Below are 25,539 nucleotides of genomic sequence, written 5' to 3'. Positions count from 1 at the left end.
GGGTTTTTATTCTCCAGTTATTTAGGGAGTTCCGTTTTATACTATACGGTCGATATATCCCTTGTAAGAGACATGACATTACGTACGGTATGAGTCACAAGAGCATCCCCAAACACCTTGATATCGGGCAAGTTGGATTGAAGAGCTTTGAGCCGATGATCATGATAACAAAGCGAATCCGCTACAAAATGGTCGGAACGCAGGTAGGGGTAAACATCGGTTGAACCGCAGTATATTACATGATCAAATGTGACTTGAGAGAATAAATCGATCCGGTTAGTGAAATACAGTCTTGGACCCACCTTGCGAGTTCCGATTATCGGTTTGCCGTGGTATTCATGCGCATATACGATGACATACAAGTCCTCATCCTCCGTCAATCCCATGACGATTTTCTGCCAGCGTTTGGAGTGGGCATCCCATACTTTATCACCCAGAACCAAAGCGAACTTCTTCCCTGTCACATGAATCCGATTGGCGATTTCCTGCGGATGATCCGCCAAATGAAACAGGCTGTGAGGACCTTTCGGCAATCTCCAGGTTTTGTTCCATTTCTGCTCGTAGTATGCCTTGTTCTTTTCCCACAACGAATCGTATGCTTGGGGCCTCAGCTCTTTAATGGTGGCACTGCCGTAATGATATACAAAAGCATCTTCGACGATAGCCAGACGGTAACCTGCATTGCGCACCCGTTCACAGTAATCATCATCCTCGAACATGCCAATTCCATAGGCCGGATCAAGGGAACCAACCTTATCCCATACACTACGCTTCATGGCAACACAGAAGAATCCAAGCAAATCGGTATATCTGATTTTCTCATGGTACAGCTCATAGAAATCATGCAACCAACGAACATCGGCACCGTATACCGCGTCGCCGATGAAATGATCCAACGCTTGATCATTACCCACATAATTGGACATCGGGCCCGTCATTCCGATTTGCGGGTCTTCGTGAAATGGCCGGAGCAATCGGGTAATCCAGCTGCCATCAGGTACTAGCGTATCGTTGTTAAGCAAAATCATATACTCACCTGTTGATTCCAGGCATCCGAGTGTGTTCCCTGCGGAAAAACCAAGATTTTCCGGAGACGAAATAACTTTAACCAGCGGGTTGTTAAGAGCTTTAAGGTGAAAAGAAGTTTGATCCGTCGAGGCATTATCGACGACAACAACTTCCAGGTTTGGATAATGTCCCTTTTGCAGCAAACTGCGGAGACATTGCTCGGTGTAAGACCATTTATTGTGAACGACAATAATGACGCTAACCTTAGGAAACAGATGTTGTGTAATGTAGTCGTTTAGAACCTGGTATCTTTGAACCCAGTTATTATGACGGGCGAATTCTTGCCTTCGTTTGATCTGCTCGGTACCGGATTCCTGAAGTGCTTCATGAATTGCCCGTTCGAATTTATCCGGCGTATCTGCAATGGAGACCATATCGGAAGCAACGGCTTCAACCTCTGGCAGGTCGGTAGATACGACTGGTTTTCCAGCCGCAAGATATTCGTACAGTTTGACAGGATTTGTAGCCTTGGTGAGCATATTCTTCATGAAAGGAATTAATGCAACTTGGAATCGATGTAAATAGATTGGCAGCTCATGATAGGGCTTCTCGCCCAAAAGTACGACGTTGTCCAGCTTCTCGACGTCAGTGGTATCACAACCAAAGGTGTGTCCAATCAGAACGAATGTCCATTCGGGTCTGTTTCTGGCCACTGTTTCGATCAGGCGTATATCGAACCAGTCGGATATCGCCCCGTAATAACCGATAATCGGCTGCTTTAAGGACTTCAGCTCCGTCAACGATTGTTCAGGCGGTTTTAAAAAATGAGAGATATCAGCGGCATTGCGGATAAGGACCGTGGATGGATTATGTTCAATAGCCCAATCGTACAAATGCTGTGAGGACGTTACGACAAGCCCGGCCACCCGAAGCAGGCGTTCCTCCTGATGGAGCATGGCAGGATCATTGGTCGAGAAACCCGCATGATGATCCATGCAATCATACACGATATGATGTTGCTCCATGGCCGTGACAAGAGGAGTCCAGAACGGTAAATCGACAATCGATACCACTTGGGATATCCCGAATTTGTCTCGTACATGCTCTATAGACCATTTTAGGTACTGGATATCCCAGCTGCTCATCTCATCTTTATATAGATTTAGAGGTTTATGCGCGCACAAAGTAACGAGCCATACGTTTCGATCGATGTTCTTAATCGAGACAAAACGTCCTACCTCTTCTTTGGAAGCCTCTTCCTTGCGCAAACCGATGATCTCCGTGGTTACATAGAAAACACGATGTCCCTGTTGAGCGAACTGTTCGGATAATTGCTGCGGCCGCTGCCATCTGAATTGCCAATCAATGACGGGAAAACGAATAATGTCGTATAACGGCGCTATCCCGGGTGCAAAAATCTCCGTTACCCGGGGCCCAGCAGGGACAGGGGCAGCCTCGTATTCAAAAGGGGTGACGGATTGTTGATGAGTTGTATGTGATAGGAAAATCGGAGGTACCGGCTGAACTGACCGTTTCTTTTTGTACAATTTATAGTTTGATTTACGAAGCTTAATCTGACGGGGACTCGTGCGATTCGTGGAAGATCTGCGCCGGTTGTTTGTGATTTTATTCAAGAGTAGCCTCCTCTCTCGTGTGTGATTGTCTCTTTAACAAAGTATGTATCACCCCATGTATCTGTATGGGTAGAACACCATCCGGCATTGGTTTTATCAAAATGGGTATGTGTGATTCCCGCATTGAAATATCTTGCAACAATTTATACGGATCTATAGTTGTAGGCCCTTTTCTTATCTTTGGCTATTCAGGTTTCCATTGGATGGATTTATACATATTGTACCAGTGACTATATGGAGGGAGGCAGCTAGTGTGAGGAGATATTGGAACCGAAGCCATCAAAAAGATTGCAAATTCATTGTTGGCAAGAGAAAACATAAGCGTGCTAAAAAGCCGATAACGGTTCTGAGCAAGCTAAACCGGTTGCGTCGAAGATTGATTCATAGCATATCTCAAATCAAATTACAGCTCAGACGACTTACCATACGGGTAAACGCTCTTCAGAAACAAGTGGAGGATTATGGGTATGCGGATTGGAATAATGTCATTGCTTATTTAAGATCGCGTCTGAATACTCGAATAACCATCGAAACTCCGGCTGGTTCGATTTTCGGTTCATTGGTGTCTATTGGAGACAATTATATTCAAATCTCGGAGCCTAACGGAAGTATTGCCATAATACCGTTGAGCAGTGTTTTATCTATTGAATAATGATGGACAGGGAGGGAAGAGTGGATGGATTTTTCGGAAATACTGGCAACTTTCCTTGGCAGGACAGTGGAGGTTATCCAGGCCAATCAGTTCCTTCAAGGACAGTTATTATCGGCAGCAGGCGGGTTGATCACAGTTCAGGTTGTAAGCTCAAACTATTTGCCAGCATCAAGGCAGGTCACCATCATCAATGATAATATTTCATTAGTTCGCATACTTCCTTAGTTTTTATTTGAGATTGGGAACTTTGCAATAACTATTTCAAAACATCGCTCATCGAGTTCTTCCATTTCTCATAGTGATTAAGATGCCGATGCGTCATGCTTGAGCTCCTAATTCTTCTATGATACAGCGGTTGAGGAATGTAAACCGGATGGAAGCTTGAAACCTTGGATAACATCTCGATATCTTCGTATAGACGCCCTTCGAACGGGACTGAGGTGTTCCATCCTCCTAGCTGCTTGATTACAGAGATATTGAACATTCTTGGGGCTACTGCCATAGCTTCTACGAGGAGTCGCTCCGCGGACAAACGGGAAGGTCCAGTTCGGACCCCCTGGTAAATGAGCTGTTTATTCAAACGCTCGACCCATTCAAAATGATTCGCATACAATACACCAACATTCGGTTCCCTGTTTGCTTCATGTAGAAGAACTTCCAGAATATCTGGCGACAGCCAATCATCGGCATCCAGCTCAAGAAACCAGGCCCCCCTTGCCAATTGAAGCGCTAAGTTCAGGGCATGAGCCTTACCCAGATTTTGATGTAGTCTCACTTTATTTATACGCTTATCTATCGGTAATCCCGCCAGGATGCTTGGAGTATCATCACTTGAATGATCATCAACTATGATCAGCTCCCAATCTGTGATCGTCTGTGACAATACGGAGCGAATAGCCCACGGCAAGTATTCACCATCGTTAAATGTGCACAGCGCAATGGTAACTATAGGAGGGATTTGTTTTTCATTGATAGCCTGAACGCGGGATGGAGCATGAAGAAGCGGAGAGATTGCGTTCCATTCCTCTGCTTCCTTCATCCAGGGAGGGGCAGCGCGATGATAGTATAAGATCCCGTCCGAATCTACTTCCTTCCATTCATGGTGGCTGGTTAGCTGGATCTGCTTATCGATCAACACGTATTTCTGGAACGGCAGCTGATCATTGCTCGAAAAACCCGGTGTCTGTCCATTCATCACGATGCTCGTACGCCATAACAGGGGGCCGCGGGGAGTATGGAAGTTTGGATCAGGTCTTTTGTGTAATGCTATTGGCTGGTCTGTTTTGGTTGCGGAAGTCAGTATAAAGCCAGCGGAGCCGTCAGCGCAAGTTTGCAGCCATCGTTCGATTTCGTTCTTCGCCATAGGCTGTACAGTATCTCCGGCACAGAGCGTCATGAACCATGGCGTATTCAGGTTATCGGACAGCGATTCGTTCATTATTGCTGCGGACTCCCGTTCGTTTTGAATCACGATAGGACGGGCATTTGAAAAAACACGCAAAACCGAGGATACGGTGTTCTCGCTTAAATGAGGATATAATCCAGGTAGAATAAACACCAGCATGGCTATCATGTTCCTTTCTGTATCCTAACCGAAGGTGACTCTATACGGTTGTAATGGGTCATCAACACAGTTCTGTTTATCATATGCCCCCATTGGCATGGGGGATACAAATGCCGATAACTTACTCCATGTTGCGGCGTTTAGTTAAATCGGGAATAATAGAGCTTATAGACCGGAACCCGGGATAGGAGAGATAGAATCAAATGAAATCGACTCAGAGTCATATCATTCGGCAAGCCCAAGACTTTGCTCGCGCCGTACACGAAGGGGATGCAAGCGGCCACGACTGGTGGCACGTTCAGCGTGTCACCCGCATCGCCCGGATACTGGCTCATCTTGAAGGCGCCAACGTATACATATGTGAGTTATCGGCAGTCCTCCACGACGTAGCCGACGAGAAATTGAACGAATCAAAAGAAGCAGGATACGAGCGGGTTCGCCATTGGTTGGAGCAAGCCGGCGTAGAAGCATCTGATCAGGAGCGTGTGCTGGGGATCATCGGTACGATGTCATTCTCAGGCGGAACAGGGAGTGCTATGCAAACGTTGGAAGGCCAAATTGTCCAAGATGCGGATCGGCTTGATGCGATGGGGGTTATCGGAATCGCTCGTACTTTCGCATATTCCGGATGGAAAGGACAGAGTATGTACGATCCGTCTGTTCCACTCCGCGAGCATATGACCCTGAAGGAATATCGAAAGGGAAAGAGCACGGCCATTAACCATTTCTCTGAAAAGCTCTTGAAGCTGAAGGACCGGATGAATACCGAATCGGCCAAGCTGCTTGCAGATGGTAAGCATCAAAGTCTGGAGCTCTTCCTTGAGGCGTTCGATAAAGAATGGGCGATGGGGAATGAAGCCTACCTGCGGGAATCACCGATTCATCGAGGGAACGTATCGCGAATCCATATTGCCTTTGATGAGTCGACGGCCGGATCGCTCAGGATCATGCTGCTGTCGAAACCCGGTGAAATCGTAGTGACATTAGGCGATAATCTCATGGCCGGACCGCTTCCGAACGATCATGCTTTCGCCCGTTCGTTCTCCGCCCGAAAGCAGTGGTTTGAGGAACGTTATAGCACCGCGCATGCGGAAGACAGGAAATTAACGATGCTGCAGGCAGCGTTCGCGTGGCTGACTTGGCCTCAGCAGATGAAAGAAATGCCATGCCTGATCTGGGCCGGCGATTCCGCGGCGGAACAGCTGGGCCTGCGAAGATTATTGACCTTAATGCCGGATCATTCTGAGGTAAGATTGGTGAATGCGACAAGCGTGCTTCATCAGCAAAATCCAAATCAATGGTTCAAAGGAACATTTGAAATGAACGCGAATCAGCTTCAGCATGTTCTGGACGCAGCCGAGCCGGCCCCATTGTCGCTGCAAGAGCAGGCTGACTATCGAGCAGACTGGGAGCGCCTTTTGAGCGAAGGCGGGTTCCTTCGGGTGCTTCAAGGTGATATGCTGTGCACCGTTCCAGAGTCTTACTACGATGAAGAAATTCTGAAAACCGTATACCGCCTTGAAGCCAGGCATGGATTCTTCAAGAAATCCGCTCGGGTCATTGGCGAGGTCATCGGACAGGGGGAATTAACCGTTTCCGACTTTTTCATCGAGTACCGCATACGTCATCTGATTCAGACAGGTGCTTTAGCTTACTCCGGCGAGCTGGATGCCATGCGGCACTACAGCGTCTCGCTTGTGGATGCATCGAGTCCAAAGGAGCAGTGGAGTCATGAACAACGCCTGGCTAAGGCTGCGAAGCTGAAGTCGCTGTTAAGTGAGATGATGGAAATGAATCTTACGGAGACAGGCTTCATGGAGGAATTGCGGCAGTTAGATGCAGAAAGCCTAGGATTATCTGAATTGTCCGGCTCGGATGCCGTAAAGGGCAGCATGCAAACTGAAATCGATCAACTGTTGAGCACTTATGAGGATCATAGGATACAACGAGTGTCTTTGATGCGCTCCCTTGAAAAGGCGTTAATCCAGATCGAGGAAACGGCTCCTAAAGAATAGATTAATAAATTCATAGATTATGATTTCATAAAGAGCAGACGATCATTCTGAAAGAGAAATGATCATGGAAAGCGGTGGAGACATGGTATTTACGCAGCAAGAGATTCAAACCATAAGAGAACAAGCGCTTGGGATGGACAAGCATAGACAAGTAACTCCCGACGTGCTGAAAACCATATATGATCATCGTTTGTTTCACCTGTTTGTTCCCGACGAGCTGGAAGGAAGGATGACCCCTCTGCCGGATGCAACGCGCATCTTCCAAGAAAGTGCCCGCATCGACGGCAACCTGGGATGGCTGGTTACGATAGGAGCAGGCGGAGGATTCTTTGCCGCGCTGATGAGCTCGGATATCAGCCGCCGGGTGTTTGCGCGCCGTGAAGCGGTGATTGCGGGCAGCGGCATGCCGACAGGTACCGCCAGACAGGTGGACGGCGGTTATATCGTGACTGGCAGCTGGAAGTATTGCAGCGGGTCTACTTATGCCACGACCTTTACGGCCAACGCAGTTGTTGAAAAGGATTCCACGCTACAAGATGCCCCTGGCGAGCCGACTGAAGATCAGGGCGAACCCGAGATCCGGTCCTTTATCATGAATCCTGACCAGATCGAAATCCAGCAGGATTGGAATGCCTTTGGCCTTCGCGCAACAGGGAGCCACACCATATCCGCTGTAGAGGCATTCGTTCCGGATGAGATGACATTCTCGCTTACGGAAACGAAAGGGTATGGGGACGAGCCGATATATCGCTATCCATTCCTTCCGTTTGCTCAAGTATCCTTTGCCGGTGTTGCAGTCGGGATCGCGGAGCATTTCCTTGAAACGGCGGAATCGCTTGCGGTCAAGCGGGGGAGTTCCTCCCATGTGATCGGCAAGCTGAATGAGAATAAAGCGGCACTGCATCTATCGATCGCTGATTTTTATAAGTGGGTAGAAGCGTCATGGGCAGAGTTGATGGCTAACGGTGCCTTATCGGATGCCACGGAGGCACATGTAACGGCCCAAAGCATCGAAACAGCCCAAGCAGCGTTATTCTTCGGCCAACAGCTGTTTCCGCTGTTCGGTTTATCTGCTGCCATGGAAGATTCCGAAATCAATCGCTGCTGGAGGGATCTTCAGACGGCATGCTCGCATGCGCTGCTGAGAAGCTATGAATAAAACGAACAACCATGAGCGGCAAGCCGAGCTGCTCATGGTTGTTCGTTTATATGTGGATTATCGCAGGTATACTTAATTACGCTTGCATGGATCTTTGGCCATTATACAAGGAAATAGCGTTGGGATAACGGCAGCTGAGACGATGGGGCGCTTGTCAGCTTCTCGCCGTTAACGGTTACGGCGTAGTTCGCCGGATCGACCATGATTTCCGGCGTCTCCCCATTGTGGACAAGATCCGCCTTTCTCACGGTTCGGCAGTTCCTTACAGGCAGGAGCTGCTTACGCAATCCTAATGGATTCAGCGTCCCTAATTGCAGGGAGGCTTGGGAAACGAAGGTGGCGCTTAGCGCTGCCTGAGCGCCGCCATAGCTGCCGAACATCGGCCGATACATATACGGCTGCGGTGTAGCGATGGAAGCGTTGGGATCTCCCATGACGGCATGGACAATCATGCCGCTCTTCAGCACGATCTCCGGTTTAGCTCCGAAGAAGGCGGGTTTCCAAAGTACGAGATCGGCCATTTTTCCTACCTCGACGGAACCGACATAATCGGATATCCCATGCGTCATGGCCGGGTTAATGGTATATTTGGCGATATATCGCTTGATGCGGAAATTGTCCGATTTGGAATCCGGCCCGAGCGGACCGCGCTGCTGTTTCATTTTGTCGGCCGTTTGCCATGTACGGATAGCGACCTCACCAACCCGTCCCATTGCCTGCGAATCGGAACTGGTCATGCTGATCGCCCCGATGTCATGCAAAATATCTTCAGCCCCGATCGTTTCCGCACGAATCCGTGACGCGGCGAAGGCAACATCCTCGGGAATACGCGGATCCAGATGATGGCAGATCATCAGCATATCCAGATGCTCGTCAACCGTATTCACTGTATATGGCATGGTCGGACTGGTCGAGGAGGGGAGGACATTCGGCATGGAGGCAACCCGCAGCAGATCCGGTGCATGACCGCCTCCCGCACCTTCGGTATGGTAGGTATGAATCGCCCGGTCGTTAAAGGAGCGCAGGCTGTCTTCAACATAACCGGCTTCGTTCAACGTGTCGGTATGGATGTTGACCTGCACATCCAGTTCTTCGGCAACGCTCAGGCACTTGTCGATGACGTAGGGCGTGCTGCCCCAGTCTTCGTGGATTTTGAGTCCAGCCGCCCCGGCATGGACTTGTTCGGCCAGCGCTTCCGGACGACTGCTGTTTCCTCGTCCCAGAAAAACCATATTGATCGGCAGTGCATCGGTCGCTTGCAGCATTCGCTGCAAGTTCCATACCCCCGACGTACAATTGGTTGCCAATGTGCCCGTTGCGGGACCGGTGCCTCCGCCAACGAATGTAGTGATTCCGCTCTGGAGCGCGATTTCGACTTGCTGCGGACTGATGAAATGCACATGCGAATCCACGCCGCCGGCCGTTACGATCAAGTTCTCTCCGGAGATGACTTCCGTGCCGACGCCGATGATCATGCCGTCGGTGACACCATCCATCATAAGCGGATTACCTGCTTTTCCGATGCCGCTGATGTACCCGTCCTTAATCCCGATGTCCGCTTTCACGATTCCCCAGGTATCCACAATGATGGCATTCGTAATGACCAGATCCAGTGCCCCTTCCGCGCGGGTCGCGAGCGGATGCTGTCCCATGCCGTCACGTATCACTTTACCGCCGCCGAAGACGCATTCATCCCCATAAACGGTATAATCCTTCTCTATCTCAAGCCAGAGGGAGGTGTCGGCAAGCCTTACCCGATCCCCTGTCGTAGGTCCATACATGCTGGCATAGGTCGCGCGGTCGATTGTTGTCATAAGCTCACCATCCCATTGGTTTTTCCGTTCGTCAGACCTGCAAAACCATGAATTTCCTGGCTCCCGCCAATTTGAACAAGCGTCACCTTCGTGATTTCCCCGGGCTCGAATCTTGTCGACAAACCGGAGGCGATATCGAGCCTGTATCCTTGCGTTCCGTTCCGGTCGAATAACAAGGCGGGATTGCATTCGTAAAAATGGAAGTGCGATCCTACTTGAATCGGACGGTCGCCGCTATTTGTAACCTCACGCGTAATGCGGGGCCGGTCCGGCACCAGCTGAATCGGCTCGTCTCGCAGGTCGTATTCACCTGCAACAATGCCTGAAGGGGCCGGAGCGCCTTGAATCGGGTCATGAACGCTGACCAGCTTGGTGCCATCCACGAAGGTAGCTTCGACTTGAACTTCCCTGAGGAGATGGGCGACGCCGTCCATCACTTGATCCGCTGACAGCACATGGCGGGCTTCCTCCATTAATTCGGCTACGGACTTACCATCACGAGCACCTTCGACAACAAAACCTGAAATGAGTGCGGCCGCCTCCGGGTAGTTTAATTTCAACCCGCGGGCTAGTCGTTTTTGCGCTAATTCCATTGCCAGAAAAAGCATTAATTTGTCTCTCTCCTGGTAAGTTAAATGCATCTTAGCCACTCCTTTTGCATTCAGATGTGTTAATATTCATAACATAAATAAGGTTTGACATCGATTGACTTGCTGCGCAAAGGTGTTTATTTTGGATAAATGTAGCATTAGAAAAAGAAATAGTCAATATTAATGTTATAATACATAACATATAGATCACGAGTTTTAACGAAACCTCATAAGGAATCGATTACTTTAGGCAACAAAAAGACCCCGATTGGGGTCTTTCCAAGTTTTATCTAAATTTCCCGTAATCTTTGATATGAACGTCAATCACGCATTCGACCTGCAGCTTTTGCAATTCTTGCCGCCAGTCCATCTTTTTCCATTGCTCATAGCCAATCCGGTTACGGACGTACCTGCCGATTCCGAGGCTGTCTATCTGATGCTGTTTCATGATCGAGATCATGGCATTTCCTTTTTTCGTGATATATTGGCTGATTCGCTGCTCCAGCTCATGCCGTTCGCGGTCATTGCTTAACCTGGCATCGCCGATGTATTCCAGTACGGACCCGGAAACCTTGACGTAAAACATCACTTTGTCAATGCCCTGGTCTCCGTGCACGACCTTGACTTTTCGTGAGCTGATCAATGAACTGAACATGACGACTTCTTTCTTGTCTTTAGGATCCTCCGATAGATCAATGTTAAGTTGACCTTCTCTGAACTTACCCTTCAGAAAGGAGAAAATCAATGCATCCTGCGGCTCGATCTTAGCAACATAGCGATCATCTTTAAATAAAGCAATTCCGTTCGTCGTAATGTAGTTCTTGTCATGCTTCTTAATTATTGGAGCAACCGGATCTACGCCCTGATCGAAATAATCCCTGGCAAAGTTGAACAGCGTTACCTTGGGAATGGTCTGACCGAGCGCCTCCTTTTCAAGCAGCATGTCGATATACCGCCCTGTTCGCGGATGCTGCTTGTAATCGTCTATTAACAGTTCGCCGGCATTTCCTTCAACCACGCTTATTTTTACTTGAGATGATATGGAAGGATCCCTGTACAAGGTATCCAGATGTCCGTGCAGCCCCTGTTCCGCCATCGAAAGCCCGAACAGGACGTTCCGCAATTGCCCGCTTACCAGCAACATGCCGGTTTGTCTGGACATAATCATCTTCGCTTCTTTGCTGCTCTTGGCCGTTGCCGTCAGCACTTCCCGCTTAGAGGTTGTTTCCGGGTCCGCTTGCGGAATGGAGACCGATATCGATAAATTGCCATCCGGCAGCAAGTCATAACTGGTCGTCTGGATGAACCCCAGATCTTCCAGGATGCGTTGATCGCCGCAGCCTGCTAGAGGAAGGATGCATAAGAGTAGGAACAAGCATGCATATTTTTTTAACATTGCGCATCACGCTGCCTTTTTCTGCGCTGCCACAGCAGCAGCATAATTAGTATCAACGGCATGATGTAAGCAAACCCGATTTGGATGTAACCCAGAATCAGAAGCCACTCCCGGATTCGGTTCAATACGGAGGGTATGTAGGATATCAGCAGTGCTGCAAGAATGATAAAGAAATACTGCACATTCATCTTGATTTTTGGAAAGACACGTTGGGTGCTTTCGCCCGCTGCCCAGAAATAAAGCACTAGCGTAATGAGGGTCGTGAACAGGAAGAAGCCGTAAAAAAGATTCTCGATTCGCTCGATAAACGGAAGTTTGATATACGCCAGCAAATCCAGTAACGGGAACAGCATGACCTTCAGCATATCGCTGCCAACGACGCCAAACGAAACAAAGCCGAGGAGGGTATAGGATACCGAACGTATCAAATTTCCGTAGATGACGGCCCTGAACAATTTGGTTTTCTTATCGGTATAGGGAAACAACAGTAAGCATAACTCATAACCCAAGTATGCCAAATAGATTTGAAACATTCCTTCCAACATGTTGGAACTGTCTTTAAATATATAGGGGGTTAATCTTTCAATACGAAATTCCCCTGCATAATACAGCAGCAGCAAACTCATCCAAATGGTACACCAAAAAAAGACCGTGGAAGCTTTGGAGATATTGTACAATCCCTTGGTCAGCAGCATGAAAGCGAGGACATCGATTGCTATCTTGAATACCATCGGGTTGGTTGTCGGGAACGCAAACATCTGAAAGATCAGCACGTACTGCTTGGCGACGAGGCAGCCGATCAAAGCCCATACCGTACTGATCGCCAGATAGAAGGGGGCCAGTATGAACTTGGGAATGCTTTTCTCCAGAATGACGAAAATCGACTGTCCTTCGCCCAGTCGATACACCCAGTACATCTGATAAATGTTCAGACAGACCAGGATGGATGCCGGGATCGTAATGAGCCATCCGTTTGTGCCAAAATATTGGGCCTCTACCTGCGTAATGCTGAATACGTAGACCCCCGTTTGAATCATGTAGATGAGGATCGCAGTGTGAAATTGGGATAGTTTTTCCTTCAAGTTGCCTCACCTTTTCATTTTTAATTTGACCTTGTTTTTGGCTTTGACTTGGGTAGGCCGCTTGGCCAATGTGGAAAAGGGAAGTCTTAGAAATACGTCTTTCCAGTCATACGGCTCGAATGGTGCGATGGGTGTTAGATAGGAGGAGCCGACACTCGTCAAGCCGCTTAAGTGAATGACCATATAGGCCAAGCCAAGCGCTAGTCCCATATTCCCCCACAAACCGGCCATTACGATAAGCCCGAAACGGAACAAGCGAAAAGATGCGCTCATAACATAGTTCGGGATGACAAAGGAAGCGATGGCCGAAGAGGCGACGGAGATGATCAGAATATTACTGGTTAATCCGGCTTGCACTGCCGCCTGGCCGATGACGATACCGCCTACGATACCGATAGTCTGTCCAATCTTGGTAGGCAGCCTGGCCCCGGCCTCCCGCAGCAGCTCGATCGTCGTCTCCATGAGCAGCGCTTCGAAAATGGGAGGAAACGGCACTTTGCTTCTGGACTCCGTCAGCGTAAGGATCAGATTCTCGGGAATCATTTCATAGTGAAACGAGGTAACCGAGACATATAGGGCCGTCAACGTCACCGTTATCAAAAGGGCTGCAAACCTTAGGAACAAGGTCGCCGTACCAATGCTCCACCTCTGGTAATAATCGTCGGAAGACGAGAAAAATTCAAAAAAGTTGGCGGGCGCGGTAAAAGCAGTGGGACTTCCGTCCATAATTCCAACGACTCGTCCCGAAACCAGCTTGGAGGCAATGGTATCCGGCCGCTCTGAGGTCAAAAATTGCGCAAAAATCGAGTACGGATCATCGTCAATGCACTGGATCAGCATGTTTGTATCGTGAATGGCATCAATCTCTATAGCTTCGACCCGCTTTATTACTTCTTTGACGTATTTCTCATTCGCGATGTCCTGGATATACAGAACATAGATATCCGATTTCGTAACTTCGCCGACGGAAAGTTTGATGACCTTGAGATGAGAACTTTGCACTCTCTTGCGGATCAAAGACAGATTCGTATAGGCTTGTTCGGTAAACGCTTCATGCGGTCCGATAATGATGGATTCCGTTTCGGATTCAGCCACCGTCCGGGATGTCGGGAAAATAACATCGATCATGAAAGCTTGATCTTCATAATAAAACGCGGCCATACCGCTTAGAATACCTTCCACATAGGTTTTCGAATCCGTTACATGCTCATATTGTGATTGCTCCGTCAACAAATCGAGCGGGTTTTCGGAATTCAAAATGGGAGGAAGCAGATCCCGCTCCAGCCGATCCTCATTGACCAAATGGCTGAAATACATAACATGAAGGCGCCCGTGAAGATAGATCTTATGGACAAAGTCCGCCGAATCGTCAAACTGATCCGCGACATGCTTCAGCGTCAGCGAAACCTCTTCTTGGGGGTTGGGATCCTGTTGATTATATAGAGATGTGCCGGATTCAGAATGCTCATGAGTGACCAAAAAAATAGATTTTAATCTCTGTTTCATCCCCACGCGTACTCACCTCGGATTCAAACATAGTCCGTCACAGTGTGTGTATTTTTCAAAAGAATTATCCAACGAATCCCAAGTCAGGAATAAGAAGAGCGTCCGCGGGAATCTTAGGATCAGGTAAAGTCTGCCAATCTCTAGGAGGAGGAATAACATGCTGGGGACCCTATTATTCGCTAGCATTTTGTCGCTCGGGGTCACACCCGTTAATGATCAGGCGACTATGGAATCTTCGGAGTTTTCGTTTCAGCAGGCTATTTTTGAAAGCGGTGCTGGGCTGGCAGAGGAGGCGATAAGGGCTTGCGAGAAGCGTTTCGGCAGAGAAATCCAGCTCCCGCCGCAAGTGCCTGCCGTAGCTTTTACGCATCAATATGGTCGTTGTTATGGCACGCATGCCGGACTTGACGAGCATTTGGAGATCCATTATGGAAACGAATTTAAACCCGAGAACGACTACAGGATCGAGTTATATCCCGTTGAGAATAGACAGCAGCTGGAACACCTATCGTTTCAAGCATTAGAATTGACGGAGCAGACAACCGCTAAATTCTACAAGGGTCCGCTCAATACGCTGCAGCTGTTGGTATTTGAAAAGGCGGATTGGCAATATCTCATAACTACAGCAAATCGAGCTTCCACTGAGATCGGACAGCGTGAACTGACCGAAATTGCGCAGTCTTTGATTCATGCCGTGAACAGAAGAGAGCCTGCTTATGCCAAGTGGGGAACCTTAGCCGTCACCGAAACCAAGCGGAAATATAATATGGACGTCGTGGATTATTTGTATATGGGCAGAACCAAGATATCCAGTGTTTTGGCGGAGGAGAAGTTCAAACTGTGGCTTAAGAAAGGGAACGTTGAATTCGGCGTGTATGTCACGGTTTCGTATCATCCGGTAACCGATCAGATTCTATCGATACGTTATGAGGAAATTTAGCTGAAAATAGCAATTGACGGCAGGAATAACGCCATTTTCAGGAAAATAAAGGGCGGCTTTGTTGAAAGTGGTGTTTTCCTGCTGTTCAGACGCATGTATATGGTGTACCATATTTGGTGGAACTTGCCTCGTTGATTTCTACAATATGCGCGAGTAATAGCGATTTAGGAGTGATTCGCTTTGTCGTTTTTAGTCCTTAAGCTCCTATTTGTTCCCTTGATATCGATTTTTATCATGGTATCGTCGGTCTATCTCGGTTATCACACGTCCATTCCTTTGATGCTGCTCACGGCAACTTTGTTGTACGTATCCGTTGTTTTTGATCGAAAGTACGAATGGCTTCGTTATGTTCATTTTCTGTTTCTTGGGGCGTTTCACTATGTAAGTCAATTAAACTGGTGTATCCTCCTGTATTACATACTGATCATTAATACCATTCATAACAAAGAACGATTTAAGGAAACGATGCCGCTGTGCTTCCTGATCATTCTTCAGTATTCCTTAATCCGTCTGACTTACGTGCCGTTAACGAAATACAATGTTCTGGTCTCCGTGTTTGATTGTTTGGCTTCCTTTGTGATTGTGATTTCATTTCATTTTGTTAACTTTCTGGAATCGGAGAAAAAGAAATTATATAAGCAGAACGATTACTTAACGTACCATGATGCATTAACCGGTCTTCTGAATTATGACGGGTATTTGCATAAAGTCCAGCAGCTCATTGAGGTGAACAAGCCGTTTCAGCTGGTGCTGCTCGATATCAACAATTTTAAATCGTTAAATGCAAAGGACATTTCCACCGCAAATGAGATACTGATCAGGTTCTCGCGTGCTCTGCGGAGATTGTTCCTGAACGACATGCTGGCCGCCTCGCGCTATGCGGGAGACCGCTTTGCCGTACTGCTACCGGAGCATGTCAACATCGACAGCACCATGTTCAATTTTGAGCATATCGGCGTACAGGTGACGTATAGCATTACTTGCTACCCGCACGAAGCATTAACGTATCAGGAGATCACCAGCACGGCGGAGGACCGGATTTTTCAAATGCGCCGCAATTCCTGGATGAGAAGCCAGGAGGAGATGATCCGTACGGAAAAAATGAAGATGGTGGGGGAGCTCGCTGCCGGAATGGCCCACGAGATACGCAATCCGCTGACTTCGATTAAAGGCTTTATACAGCTTTCCAAAAATCAAAGTTATAATATACAGCCCTGGTATGAGGTTATCATGGGGGAAATCACGCGGGTAGGGGAGCTGACGGCTGAATTTTTACATTTTTCAAAGCCGCATGCCAGCAATATGAGGGTTGAGTCCCTATCGGATTGCATGACGCGCGTTTACTCCTTATGTGAATCCGAAGCGGCCTCGCACGGACATGTGTTTCTGCTCGACTTAAGCGATGAGCCGATCCAAATCGTGATGGACCGGGACAAGATCATCCAGGTACTGATCAATCTGATTCGTAATTCCTTCCAGGCGATGGAAAATACCGGTTCCGTTCGAATCTCGCTTAAAGCAGAAGAGGGGATGGCCGTTGTTCAGATCGAGGATACCGGCAAAGGGATCGCCGATGAAAATCTTGCCAAAATTTTCGATCCGTTCTATACGACCAAGGAAGAAGGGACGGGGCTCGGGTTGTCCCTTTGTCAGAAAATTGTAGAAGATCATGGCGGGAGAATTACGGTACATAGCGAACTGGGCATTGGCACAACGTTTACTTTGCGCATGCCCCTGTCCTAGTAAAAATGGTTGGTCATATCCAAAAAAATAACCTATGATAGAATAGTTGCTTAGCAATCAAGATGGTTTGCCAGCAGCATATCACCCATGCATCAATGTGTTGCAAGAGAAAGGAAGTATCTGTCAGTATGTCGATTTCCACCAAAGAAACCGGTTCAGCCATGGTCCTGACTCGCGGAAGGAGGCTGCAGTTTGCCTTGATTCTCGGATCCCTATCGGCATTTGGACCGCTCTCCGTTGACATGTATTTGCCTGCACTGCCTAAACTTTCGGAAAGTTTAGGGTCACCGGCATCGTTAGCCCAATTAAGCTTGACGGCATTTTTGCTCGGCCTGGCGCTTGGACAGCTCGTAGCCGGGCCGCTCAGCGATATACGGGGGAGAAAAGCACCGCTGATCATATCCCTGATTATTTATTCGGTCACCTCCTTACTGTGCGCATTTGCACCGACGATTTGGGTTCTGGTTGCGCTCCGCTTCGTGCAGGGAGCCAGCGGAGCAGCCGGCATCGTCATATCCAGGGCGGTCGTGCGGGATTTATACACCGGCTCGGAGCTGACCAAATTTTTCACTTTACTGATGCTGATCAACGGATTGGCTCCAATTATCGCTCCTGTATTCGGTGCCTTTATTCTGAATTTTGTATCTTGGCGCGGCGTATTCGTCGTCCTGTTTTTGATTGGATTGCTGATGCTGCTTGCCGTATGGTTTGGTCTTCCGGAAACGTTGAACAAGGAGAATAGAGCCAGCGGCGGGATCAGGCAAACCTTTCAAACCTTCGGTACGCTGGTTCGGGATCGCGTGTTTATCGGATATGCGCTCTCTCAAGCGTTCGTATCGGCCGCGATGTTCGCGTATATCTCGGGATCGCCCTTCGTGCTGCAGGATATCTTCGGGGTGTCTCCTCAAACGTACAGCCTATTCTTTGCCGTTAACGGGGTTGGTATCGTCCTATTCTCCCAAATTACCGGGAGGTTGGCTTCCCGCACAGGAGAAACCAAACTTCTGACGACGGGACTTGTTATTGCAGCCTTTGGCGGCACATCGCTGCTTGCCATTACATGGCTTGGCGGCGGACTATTTCTCATTGCGCCGATGCTGTTCCTGATCGTCTCTGCCGTAGGGATGGTTAGCGCAACGACAACATCCCTGGCGATGCAGAAGCAGGAAGCCCATACTTCAGGCAGTGCATCTGCATTACTAGGCTTGTTGCCTTTGCTCTTAGGCGCCGCCGCAAGCCCTCTTGTCGGGCTTGGAGACGGAACGACGGCAGCTCCTATGGGCACCGTCATCGGGATCGCTGAATTACTGGCCGTCAGTTCGTTTCTGTTTCTCGTCATGCCTATTAGCCGCAGGAAAGAGACAAAAGTCTCTTTATAAAATCGTCTTTTGCAAAGAAGCCCGCACGATGAATGTGCGGGTTTCTTTTTGTGGTTAAGGAAACAATTCTGAATGAATTACCTAGAATGCAATCATAATACCAAAGAGATGTGTAAACGGGCATAGCAGGAAAAACGCACGAAGACGAGGAAAACACAAAGATAAAGCAGGTGAACCCACTTGAAATGGATGTCGGTCATTAGCCTACTGTTCATACTCCTGCAAGGGACTGAACCGGAGAACGACAATTTAACGATTACCCAGGAAGGCAAAGTCATGGAAAGCGTGAATCGAAGCGAACATGCGCTTGATGTGTTCCCGCTGCTGGATATGGACAAATACGATCAATGGGTGGATAAACTTGATCGCAAGACGTATATGGAAGCCCGAAATGCCAAGATTGGCAGCAGCGGTCAGATCGTTCCGGGTCAGAACGGCCATCGTCTGGACCGACGCAAGCTATTGGAACAATACTATTCGTATTGGTACGGCACCGGGGCCTCTTCCATCGAAGCGCCGAGGTATCCGATATATCCGAAAGTGGACACCGAGCTTCTGGCTTCCATTCGCGTCAAGCCGATCGGCTACTATGTAACCTATTTTAATTCCAATAACAAAAATCGTTCCCATAACATCGCGTTGGCTGCTCAAGCGATTGACAGCGCAGTCGTATTCCCCGGGGAAACGTTCTCGTTCAATGAGGTCGTCGGCATGAGAACGGTGGACAGGGGGTATAAACGTGCCGGCGTGATCGTAAGAGGCGAATTGTCCGAAGGAGTGGGGGGCGGAATCTGTCAGGTTTCTTCGACGCTGTATAATGCGATTGACCGTGCAGGTTTGCAGATTGTGAAGCGCTACTCCCACAGCCGGAACGTCCCTTACGTGCTGCCTGGTCGAGACGCTACGGTTAGCTGGGGAGGCCCGGATTTTGTCTTTGAGAACGCCTATAATCAACCCATCCTCATTCGGGCATTCGGGAACGGGGGAAGAATGACCGTAGCCATATACTCTTCGGAACTCATTGAATATAAGCCGCGCAATGTACCGAGCATATCCAACAGCCTGCCGGAGGAGACCAGCGACACCAAGCATAATCCGGTAAGCGGCGATTAATCCGGGATTGGATGAAACGATGCCGGTCGCGGACGGGACGACCTATACCATTGCATGCACATCCACAACACGAGAACGAGATCCACGGCATCGCCGCCGTAATACATCAGCATTCCACCAAGCTTTGCCTGCTCGAAAGGAACGCCGTCGGGCGGATGGGCATATAAGTATTTGGAGAGTATCCCGTGTCCCGCCATGGCAATGATCAGGATGAACGCACGAAGCCGAAAGCTTCGGCGGTAGGGAACCACATCCACGTAGATCAAAGAAACCGTAAATAGATATCCGGCTGCAAACACATGAAAATGAACGGCTATATGAAGAATTAGGCTAGAATGCATGGCCGTGAACAACCCGGTGGTGTATAGGATCCATAAGCCGCCGATATTCAACAAAGCGGCCACCAATGGATGTGAGATACAGTGGACGAGCTTGCTCTTAAGCAATCGGCTTATCTTTCTAGCGAACAGCACGTTGATTGACCGAAGCAGAAGCGTCATTGGAGCTGAAAACGCAATCAGCAGCGGCCCGAGCATGCCGAGCAGCAGATGCCCAAGCATATGCACCGGGAAATTCGCAGGGGCAAGCTGGGCCAACGGGCCAGCCAGCGACAAACCTATGCAGGTCAATCCCGCAATCCAGCAAACATAGCGATGGGCAGGCCATATGCGGTGGCGTCGGTTGGAAACCGCAGCAGCTGTCCAATAGAGCAGAATTAGGCCAGCGAGGAAGAAACCCAAAATCCATTCCCAAGGGTGCCATACAGCAGCGCCTTCGAACATTCCGGCACCATGATGATGAAACGAATGGCTAATCATCTTAGGATGCGGCCTTCCGGGAAGGGACGCGGTTTCGAGTTCGTGCAATGAGTATGATGCCAGCGATGATCATGCCGGCAGCAATCAGATTCCAGACCCAGTCGTAGGGTCTTATATCGACGAAATAACGAATCTGATGCAGTCGCATCCACTTGTGCTGGATGATGCCGTCGTACAGCTGGAAAGCGCCACCGCCTAACAGAATGCCTCCAATCCATCGTTTAGCCCAAAACGCGTTCCTTCGGTGCAGATCGGCAATCAGAAACGAGGAGCCGATGGTAGCAAACCAGCTGAAAGCATGAAACAGACCATCAGAGACAAGGCCGATATCGCTTGTAGACTTATCGTAGAAATGATGCCAATGCAGCAATTGGTGAAATACCACCTCATCGATAAATCCGACCAGCCCTAACCCGAACAAGATGCCGGCCCATAGGTTGCGTTCGGCGTAGTTTGAGCGCTGTGTTTGATTTTCATGGGTTTTAGAAGACTTCATTCGTCTCATCCTCTTTCTGTTATAAAATTCTGAATGCCATCGTTTTACAAAGTGATACTTACTAACTTTACCCATTATTACCATATCCATAACTTAAACACCGGGTGGATAAAACGAGTGATATATATTATTCGCTTCGGTAAAGGACTAAAGCTCGTTGTTCATCAGTTAATTAGTTTACATATTGTTATATATGTTAACTGAATTGAACATATCCAAAAACAAAAGGCGAACCACTTTTAGGGTTCGCCTTTTTACTAGGTGTAAATATATTATTCTGCTGGATATTAAGAACGAAGTGAAATGGGGATCTCCTTCACGCCGCGCACGATCATACCCGGCCTCCATTCCAGCTCGTCGATATTGCCCTGAAGCTCGAAATCGGGAAAGCGGCGAAGGAGTGTGTTAATCGCGATTTCACCTTCCAGCCTGGCGAGCGGTGCTCCGAGGCAGAGGTGTATTCCCTTGCCGAAGGCTAAGTGGTGGCTCTTCTCACGGGTGATATCGAACAGATCGGGATCCTCGAATTGTGTGGAATCGCGATTAGCGGAATTTAGGGCGATGACAACCAAGTCGCCTTTTTTCATATGGACACCGTGAAATTCCAAGTCCTCCGCGGCCCATCGTGAAGTGCTGAATTCAACGGGACCGTTGTAGCGAAGCATTTCCTCAATGGCGCCATGAATCCGTTCCGGCTGTTCCTGCAGAAGCTTCCGCTGCTCCGGATGCTCGAATAATGCAAGCACGCCATTGCCGATCAGGTTCACCGTCGTTTCATGACCGGCTATGATCATCAGGGTAACGACGCCGTATAACTCCTGTTCGGATAAGCGGTCACCTTGGTTCTCGGCAATGACCAGCTGACTGATCATATCGTCGCCGGGCTGTTCGCGAACCTTGGCGAACCAGTCCCTCAAATAAGCGATGAATTCGTTCATATGCTGGACGACCTGCTCGTTCATTTCCTGATTGGAAGCGCCGATGATGGAATTGGACCATACCCGGAACTTGTCCTGATCCTCGGCGGGTACGCCGAGAATCTCGCTGATTACTATAATGGGAAGCTTAAAGGCATATTCGTCAATAAGATTCATGGTGTCTTGGGAGGAGACGGCATCCAACAGGTTATCCGCGATCTCTTGAATATGGCTGCGCATATCCGCGATTCTCTGCGGCGTGAAACCCTTCTGGACCAATCCGCGAAGCCGTTTGTGATCCGGCGGATCGGAGAACAGCATATTCGTGCTGAACACGCTGGTCTGTTCCGCGCCCATTGCCTTCGCGACGTCCTTGCTGAACCGGCCATCCTTGAGCGCTTCGACGGCTTCAGCATAACTGCTGATCAGCCACCCATGACGACCATCCGGAAATTGCAGCTTCATAATGGGATCGCTTTGCCTCAATTTCTCGTACACAGGATAAGGATTTTGCGTGAAATCATCTGTAAATAGAGTTGTTTTCGGAGATTCGTTCGCATTGACTTTCATAAGCAATAGTCTCCTCTCGATACATAGATTCTTATCCATTATATGATATGGAGACGAGGATAACCAAATTCACATGGTCTTGAGACCGACTTCGACAATATTTATCTATATTAATATATAAGAATACAGCTTTTAACTATGACCGATTTCATCATTCAACATAAGATATAGGATCTAGAATGTAAAGGAGTGATAGATTTGCCTACATTTGATAACGTATTGGTTACCGGAAACCAAACCATTCAACAAGATCTGCAGGTCAATGGCAATCAAACCATAGGTCAGAGTTTGCAAGTCAACCAGAATCAAACAATTGCAGGAAGTTTACAAGTAAATTCAAGTGAAACCATCCTGAATCATTTAGCTGTTGGCGGCAGTGCAAGCGTTGGACAAAATGCTAATGTTACAGGTGTAGTAACGGCAGGGCAAAGGTTGGTAGCCAGTAATATGCCTTCCGTACCGGCCGGAGGATCAGTTGCTCAGCAGGTTAGGTTCTATGCTACCAGTATTTTAGGTCAGCCGGGTCTCGTGTTAAAAGGGACCGATGGGTTTGATTATGTTATATTCATAGACAATTCGGGAGGAAGTGTGAATATCGGCATTCAGAGATTATAAGACATTTATTGAAACGTGATATTGAGCGGGAGACTTCATCTCCCGTTTTTTTGTATATCCGTCATTATATTCGGCTCTGTATAGAAGCCTGTAGTCTTCAATGCAGTTCGAACAGCTTCAAGATATTGATATTGATAATGCTTATCCGGTTCCAGGTACGTTCCTTCAGCCCATTCGTTCCATGCGTTTACGAATAAAAACTCGCTATTATACAAAGAAACGGCACGTTCGATTTGCCTTGTCAAATACCAACCGAATTTTTGGGGATTGGCTCCTAAGCAGCTTAATCCTCTTAATCCTAAACGAGGTGTATTGTCCCAATTCACATAAGCGCCCGGAAAGATTTTGCTCCGATCCCTGTGATGCGATCGATTTAATACATACTGCCATACAAAATCATAATCGAACACATAATGCTTCTCGTTGCCTATGTTCATATATGACCACAAACGATTTAATCCGCTATGCGCAAAGGTATAGTGCGGTTCAAATTCTAAATTAGCATCAAAGTAATCTTGTTTGGCCAAGGGGAATCCACCTAACGTCCGCACGAAATAGATGCCTTCGAGGCCATTTTTAACAGCTAGAATATTCCAATGTTTCATCATATCTTCACAGCATGATATTTTATCGGGACGGTATATGATGAAGATCGGCTTATTCTCTATCCGTATATATCGCTCATCACGGAAGGCATCTAATAGTGCGTAGAAGTGTAGTTCCCAATCGTCTTGTTCACCATATTCTTGCGGCATGAGAACATCATGCTCTCCGCCGTCCCATTTTCGTGTCCAAGGTTCATTCGCCCACGACAAACAAAACGGAATTCGAGGTTCCCCGCTGCTCAACACCTGTTTGAAAGGCGTTTCCAGTAGTTGTTTCCCCTTGAACCAATAATGATAATAGCAAAAACCGTATATGCCATAATATTGCGCTAGTTCCGCTTGCCATCTTCGGGTAGCAGGATCCGTTAAATCATAATAGTAATCTTCATATGGCTCTCTAGGCTGTAGGTGTCCCGGATAAATCGAATTGGCTTTTCTCGTGTTCGTCCATTCCGTAAATCCTTCTCCCCACCATTGGTCGTTCTCCGGAATCTGATGAAATTGCGGCAACAAGAAAGCAATGAGTTTCAACCGATCATACCTCCTAAAACAAGCTTATCATGTCAAGTTGTGCGAATTCATTGTTAATTGTGCATTACGACATGAAGAAGTTTTGACACGAGTTGAAGACAGGAATACTCGTATTTGCTTCCCCATAGAGAATTGGTGGCTACTTGTCTTTTTTGATCTACATGAACCATGTAATGGTTGAGTTTTTCTTGAAGTTCGTCGGGTGTATGGAAGGCAATTAGATTCTCGCCGGGACGCATAAATCCATATATATGCGGATGATCCTTTATTAATTGAAAAGCGCCGCAGGCAGAAGCATCGAACGCAGGGCGGCTCGAAGAACTCCAATTGATGATGATATCAGCACCATTATAAAAATATGATAATTCTGCATCTGGAGGAATGGGGGTAACCATGTCTTCATTTTCCCATCCTTTTCCTGAAATACGAACCTTCTTATTATTCAGCAAGAGCTGTATCCCTTGAAAATACTCTTGGTCGGCCGCGCCTGCATCGCCAATAATAAGGACGTCCGATTGATATTCGTCTGGGACAGACTTAGGAAAATAAATGGTTGGGTCTGCTGCAAAGGGCAGATGAACGACCTGCTTACACCCTGAGCCATACCAGTAGAAAGGGATATGGGACGTATTTTGGGTAAAGACATAATCGAATGCGCTAACGACTGGTTTGAGCGAATCGGAAGCTCCCGGTTCATCCGATAACCAGATTGCCGTTTTTAAGGGAATTGTATTAATTATGTTTAAATCTTCAGGCGGTACATCATGACCAATAAACAACAATAAATCAGGGTTATATTGAGACAGGAGGTTAGTAAAGCCTGGATAAGCTTTGATTGAAACAACCTCTTTGACCAAGCGATGGAATTGATCCGATATGAATTGTTCCGTTCGCCAAAACGACTCTCCTTGCAATGAAGACACAATTAAAACGCTAATTTTTTTTGTTTCAACAACAGAATGATTCGATTTCTGATTAACGACAATCGGATCAGCCGATTTCCGACCGATCTGGGCTTTGGGATTCAATGAATGTTGTATATTTGGGGGCATCATTTGGATGATGGCTTTACGAATATATCGTTGAGTTTTTCGATGAAGCCGCAATCTACGAGATGGAATACGCTTCAGTTTTCTCCGGTAATTGTTAAATCCTTTCCGCATTCTTTTCCTCCTGTGCCATACATGATCTGGTTATTTTATGTCTGTGCATGACGTTTGCTATAGTGCAGATGTACTGCACATGACGTAAAAAGGCGGTTATCCATATAAATCCCAGCGTTCGGATATAGGATATGACGAAGCTAGGAAATACGGGGTAAAACCGAATGGTCGAAATCTGATCTGCACAGGCGGGTCTTTTTGCGTTTACGGACGCTTACTAGGGGGAAAA

20 protein-coding genes are annotated in these 25,539 nt (G+C 47.8%); 8 read left to right on the top strand and 12 right to left on the bottom strand.

Annotated elements, in window-relative coordinates:
- Positions 1-41: 41 nt before the first annotated feature.
- Positions 42-2,642, bottom strand: a complete 2,601-nt coding sequence (locus RB298_RS19520; RefSeq protein ID WP_486048128.1) for a glycosyltransferase — start codon at positions 2,640-2,642, stop codon at positions 42-44.
- A 676-nt stretch (positions 2,643-3,318) separates the two neighbouring features.
- On the opposite strand from RB298_RS19520, the gene RB298_RS19515 reads away from it, so the two are divergent.
- Positions 3,319-3,519 carry a hypothetical protein gene (locus tag RB298_RS19515; protein WP_096773646.1) on the top strand — a complete coding sequence of 67 codons (201 nt, stop codon included), beginning with the start codon at positions 3,319-3,321 and terminating at the stop codon, positions 3,517-3,519.
- Between the two features lie 31 nt (positions 3,520-3,550).
- On the opposite strand, the gene RB298_RS19510 is transcribed toward RB298_RS19515, so the two are convergent.
- Positions 3,551-4,867 (bottom strand): glycosyltransferase family 2 protein, encoded by a 1,317-nt coding sequence (locus tag RB298_RS19510; protein WP_486048126.1) that lies wholly within the window; start codon positions 4,865-4,867, stop codon positions 3,551-3,553.
- A 194-nt stretch (positions 4,868-5,061) separates the two neighbouring features.
- Between RB298_RS19510 and RB298_RS19505 the strand changes: the two genes are divergently transcribed.
- Both RB298_RS19505 and RB298_RS19500 read left to right on the top strand, forming a co-directional pair.
- Complete coding sequence (locus RB298_RS19505; RefSeq protein ID WP_486048124.1) at positions 5,062-6,873, top strand: DUF3658 domain-containing protein; 1,812 nt, start codon at positions 5,062-5,064, stop codon at positions 6,871-6,873.
- Between the two features lie 64 nt (positions 6,874-6,937).
- Entirely contained in the window at positions 6,938-8,032 is a 1,095-nt protein-coding gene (locus RB298_RS19500; protein ID WP_486048123.1) for an acyl-CoA dehydrogenase family protein, read from the top strand.
- Between the two features lie 101 nt (positions 8,033-8,133).
- On the opposite strand, the gene ureC is transcribed toward RB298_RS19500, so the two are convergent.
- The 5 genes from ureC to RB298_RS19475 form a co-directional block, all read right to left on the bottom strand.
- Positions 8,134-9,846, bottom strand: coding sequence for an urease subunit alpha (gene ureC, locus RB298_RS19495; protein ID WP_486048121.1), 1,713 nt, complete (start codon positions 9,844-9,846; stop codon positions 8,134-8,136).
- A complete protein-coding gene (gene ureA, locus RB298_RS19490; RefSeq protein WP_096773650.1) occupies positions 9,843-10,487 on the bottom strand; it encodes an urease subunit gamma in 645 nt (214 codons plus the stop codon). The genes ureC and ureA overlap by 4 nt, the downstream gene beginning before the upstream one ends.
- A gap of 235 nt (positions 10,488-10,722) precedes the next feature.
- Positions 10,723-11,832: a Ger(x)C family spore germination protein gene (locus tag RB298_RS19485; RefSeq protein WP_192571965.1), complete on the bottom strand. Its 1,110-nt coding sequence runs from the start codon at positions 11,830-11,832 to the stop codon at positions 10,723-10,725.
- Positions 11,826-12,914 (bottom strand): GerAB/ArcD/ProY family transporter, encoded by a 1,089-nt coding sequence (locus tag RB298_RS19480; protein ID WP_192571964.1) that lies wholly within the window; start codon positions 12,912-12,914, stop codon positions 11,826-11,828. The genes RB298_RS19485 and RB298_RS19480 overlap by 7 nt, the downstream gene beginning before the upstream one ends.
- Before the next feature lie 6 nt (positions 12,915-12,920).
- Complete coding sequence (locus tag RB298_RS19475; RefSeq protein WP_486048118.1) at positions 12,921-14,420, bottom strand: spore germination protein; 1,500 nt, start codon at positions 14,418-14,420, stop codon at positions 12,921-12,923.
- A 157-nt stretch (positions 14,421-14,577) separates the two neighbouring features.
- Between RB298_RS19475 and RB298_RS19470 the strand changes: the two genes are divergently transcribed.
- The 4 genes from RB298_RS19470 (at position 14,578) to RB298_RS19455 (ending at position 19,595) form a co-directional block, all read left to right on the top strand.
- A complete protein-coding gene (locus RB298_RS19470) occupies positions 14,578-15,360 on the top strand; it encodes a YqzG/YhdC family protein (protein WP_486048116.1) in 783 nt (260 codons plus the stop codon).
- Between the two features lie 180 nt (positions 15,361-15,540).
- A complete protein-coding gene (locus RB298_RS19465) occupies positions 15,541-17,103 on the top strand; it encodes an ATP-binding protein (protein WP_486048114.1) in 1,563 nt (520 codons plus the stop codon).
- Between the two features lie 128 nt (positions 17,104-17,231).
- Positions 17,232-18,482, top strand: a complete 1,251-nt coding sequence (locus RB298_RS19460; protein ID WP_486048112.1) for a multidrug effflux MFS transporter — start codon at positions 17,232-17,234, stop codon at positions 18,480-18,482.
- A gap of 189 nt (positions 18,483-18,671) precedes the next feature.
- Entirely contained in the window at positions 18,672-19,595 is a 924-nt protein-coding gene (locus tag RB298_RS19455; protein ID WP_255250531.1) for a VanW family protein, read from the top strand.
- On the opposite strand, the gene RB298_RS19450 is transcribed toward RB298_RS19455, so the two are convergent.
- From RB298_RS19450 to RB298_RS19440, 3 genes are all read right to left on the bottom strand, one after another.
- Positions 19,592-20,413 carry a cytochrome c oxidase assembly protein gene (locus tag RB298_RS19450; RefSeq protein WP_486048110.1) on the bottom strand — a complete coding sequence of 274 codons (822 nt, stop codon included), beginning with the start codon at positions 20,411-20,413 and terminating at the stop codon, positions 19,592-19,594. The two genes, RB298_RS19455 and RB298_RS19450, sit on opposite strands and share 4 nt — an antisense overlap.
- A gap of 1 nt (position 20,414) precedes the next feature.
- Positions 20,415-20,909, bottom strand: a complete 495-nt coding sequence (locus RB298_RS19445; RefSeq protein WP_096773659.1) for a DUF2243 domain-containing protein — start codon at positions 20,907-20,909, stop codon at positions 20,415-20,417.
- Positions 20,910-21,196: 287 nt separating this feature from the next.
- A complete protein-coding gene (locus RB298_RS19440; protein ID WP_096773660.1) occupies positions 21,197-22,396 on the bottom strand; it encodes a cytochrome P450 family protein in 1,200 nt (399 codons plus the stop codon).
- A 189-nt stretch (positions 22,397-22,585) separates the two neighbouring features.
- Between RB298_RS19440 and RB298_RS19435 the strand changes: the two genes are divergently transcribed.
- The gene (locus RB298_RS19435; RefSeq protein WP_228468928.1) at positions 22,586-23,011 is read left to right on the top strand and encodes a hypothetical protein; all 426 of its coding nucleotides are present in this window, start codon (positions 22,586-22,588) and stop codon (positions 23,009-23,011) included.
- A 35-nt stretch (positions 23,012-23,046) separates the two neighbouring features.
- Here RB298_RS19435 and RB298_RS19430 read toward each other — a convergent pair whose 3' ends face one another.
- Positions 23,047-24,147, bottom strand: coding sequence for a glycosyltransferase WbsX family protein (locus RB298_RS19430; protein WP_096773662.1), 1,101 nt, complete (start codon positions 24,145-24,147; stop codon positions 23,047-23,049).
- Positions 24,148-24,200: 53 nt separating this feature from the next.
- Positions 24,201-25,310: a glycosyltransferase family protein gene (locus RB298_RS19425; protein ID WP_096773663.1), complete on the bottom strand. Its 1,110-nt coding sequence runs from the start codon at positions 25,308-25,310 to the stop codon at positions 24,201-24,203.
- Between the last annotated feature and the right edge of the window lie 229 nt (positions 25,311-25,539).

It is taken from the genome of Priestia sp. BR_2 (genome assembly GCF_041954005.1).
GTDB lineage: Bacteria > Bacillota > Bacilli > Paenibacillales > Paenibacillaceae > Paenibacillus_AQ > Paenibacillus_AQ lautus_A.
Note: the sequence above shows the minus strand (reverse complement) of the source record. Positions and strands in the feature narration are given on the sequence as shown.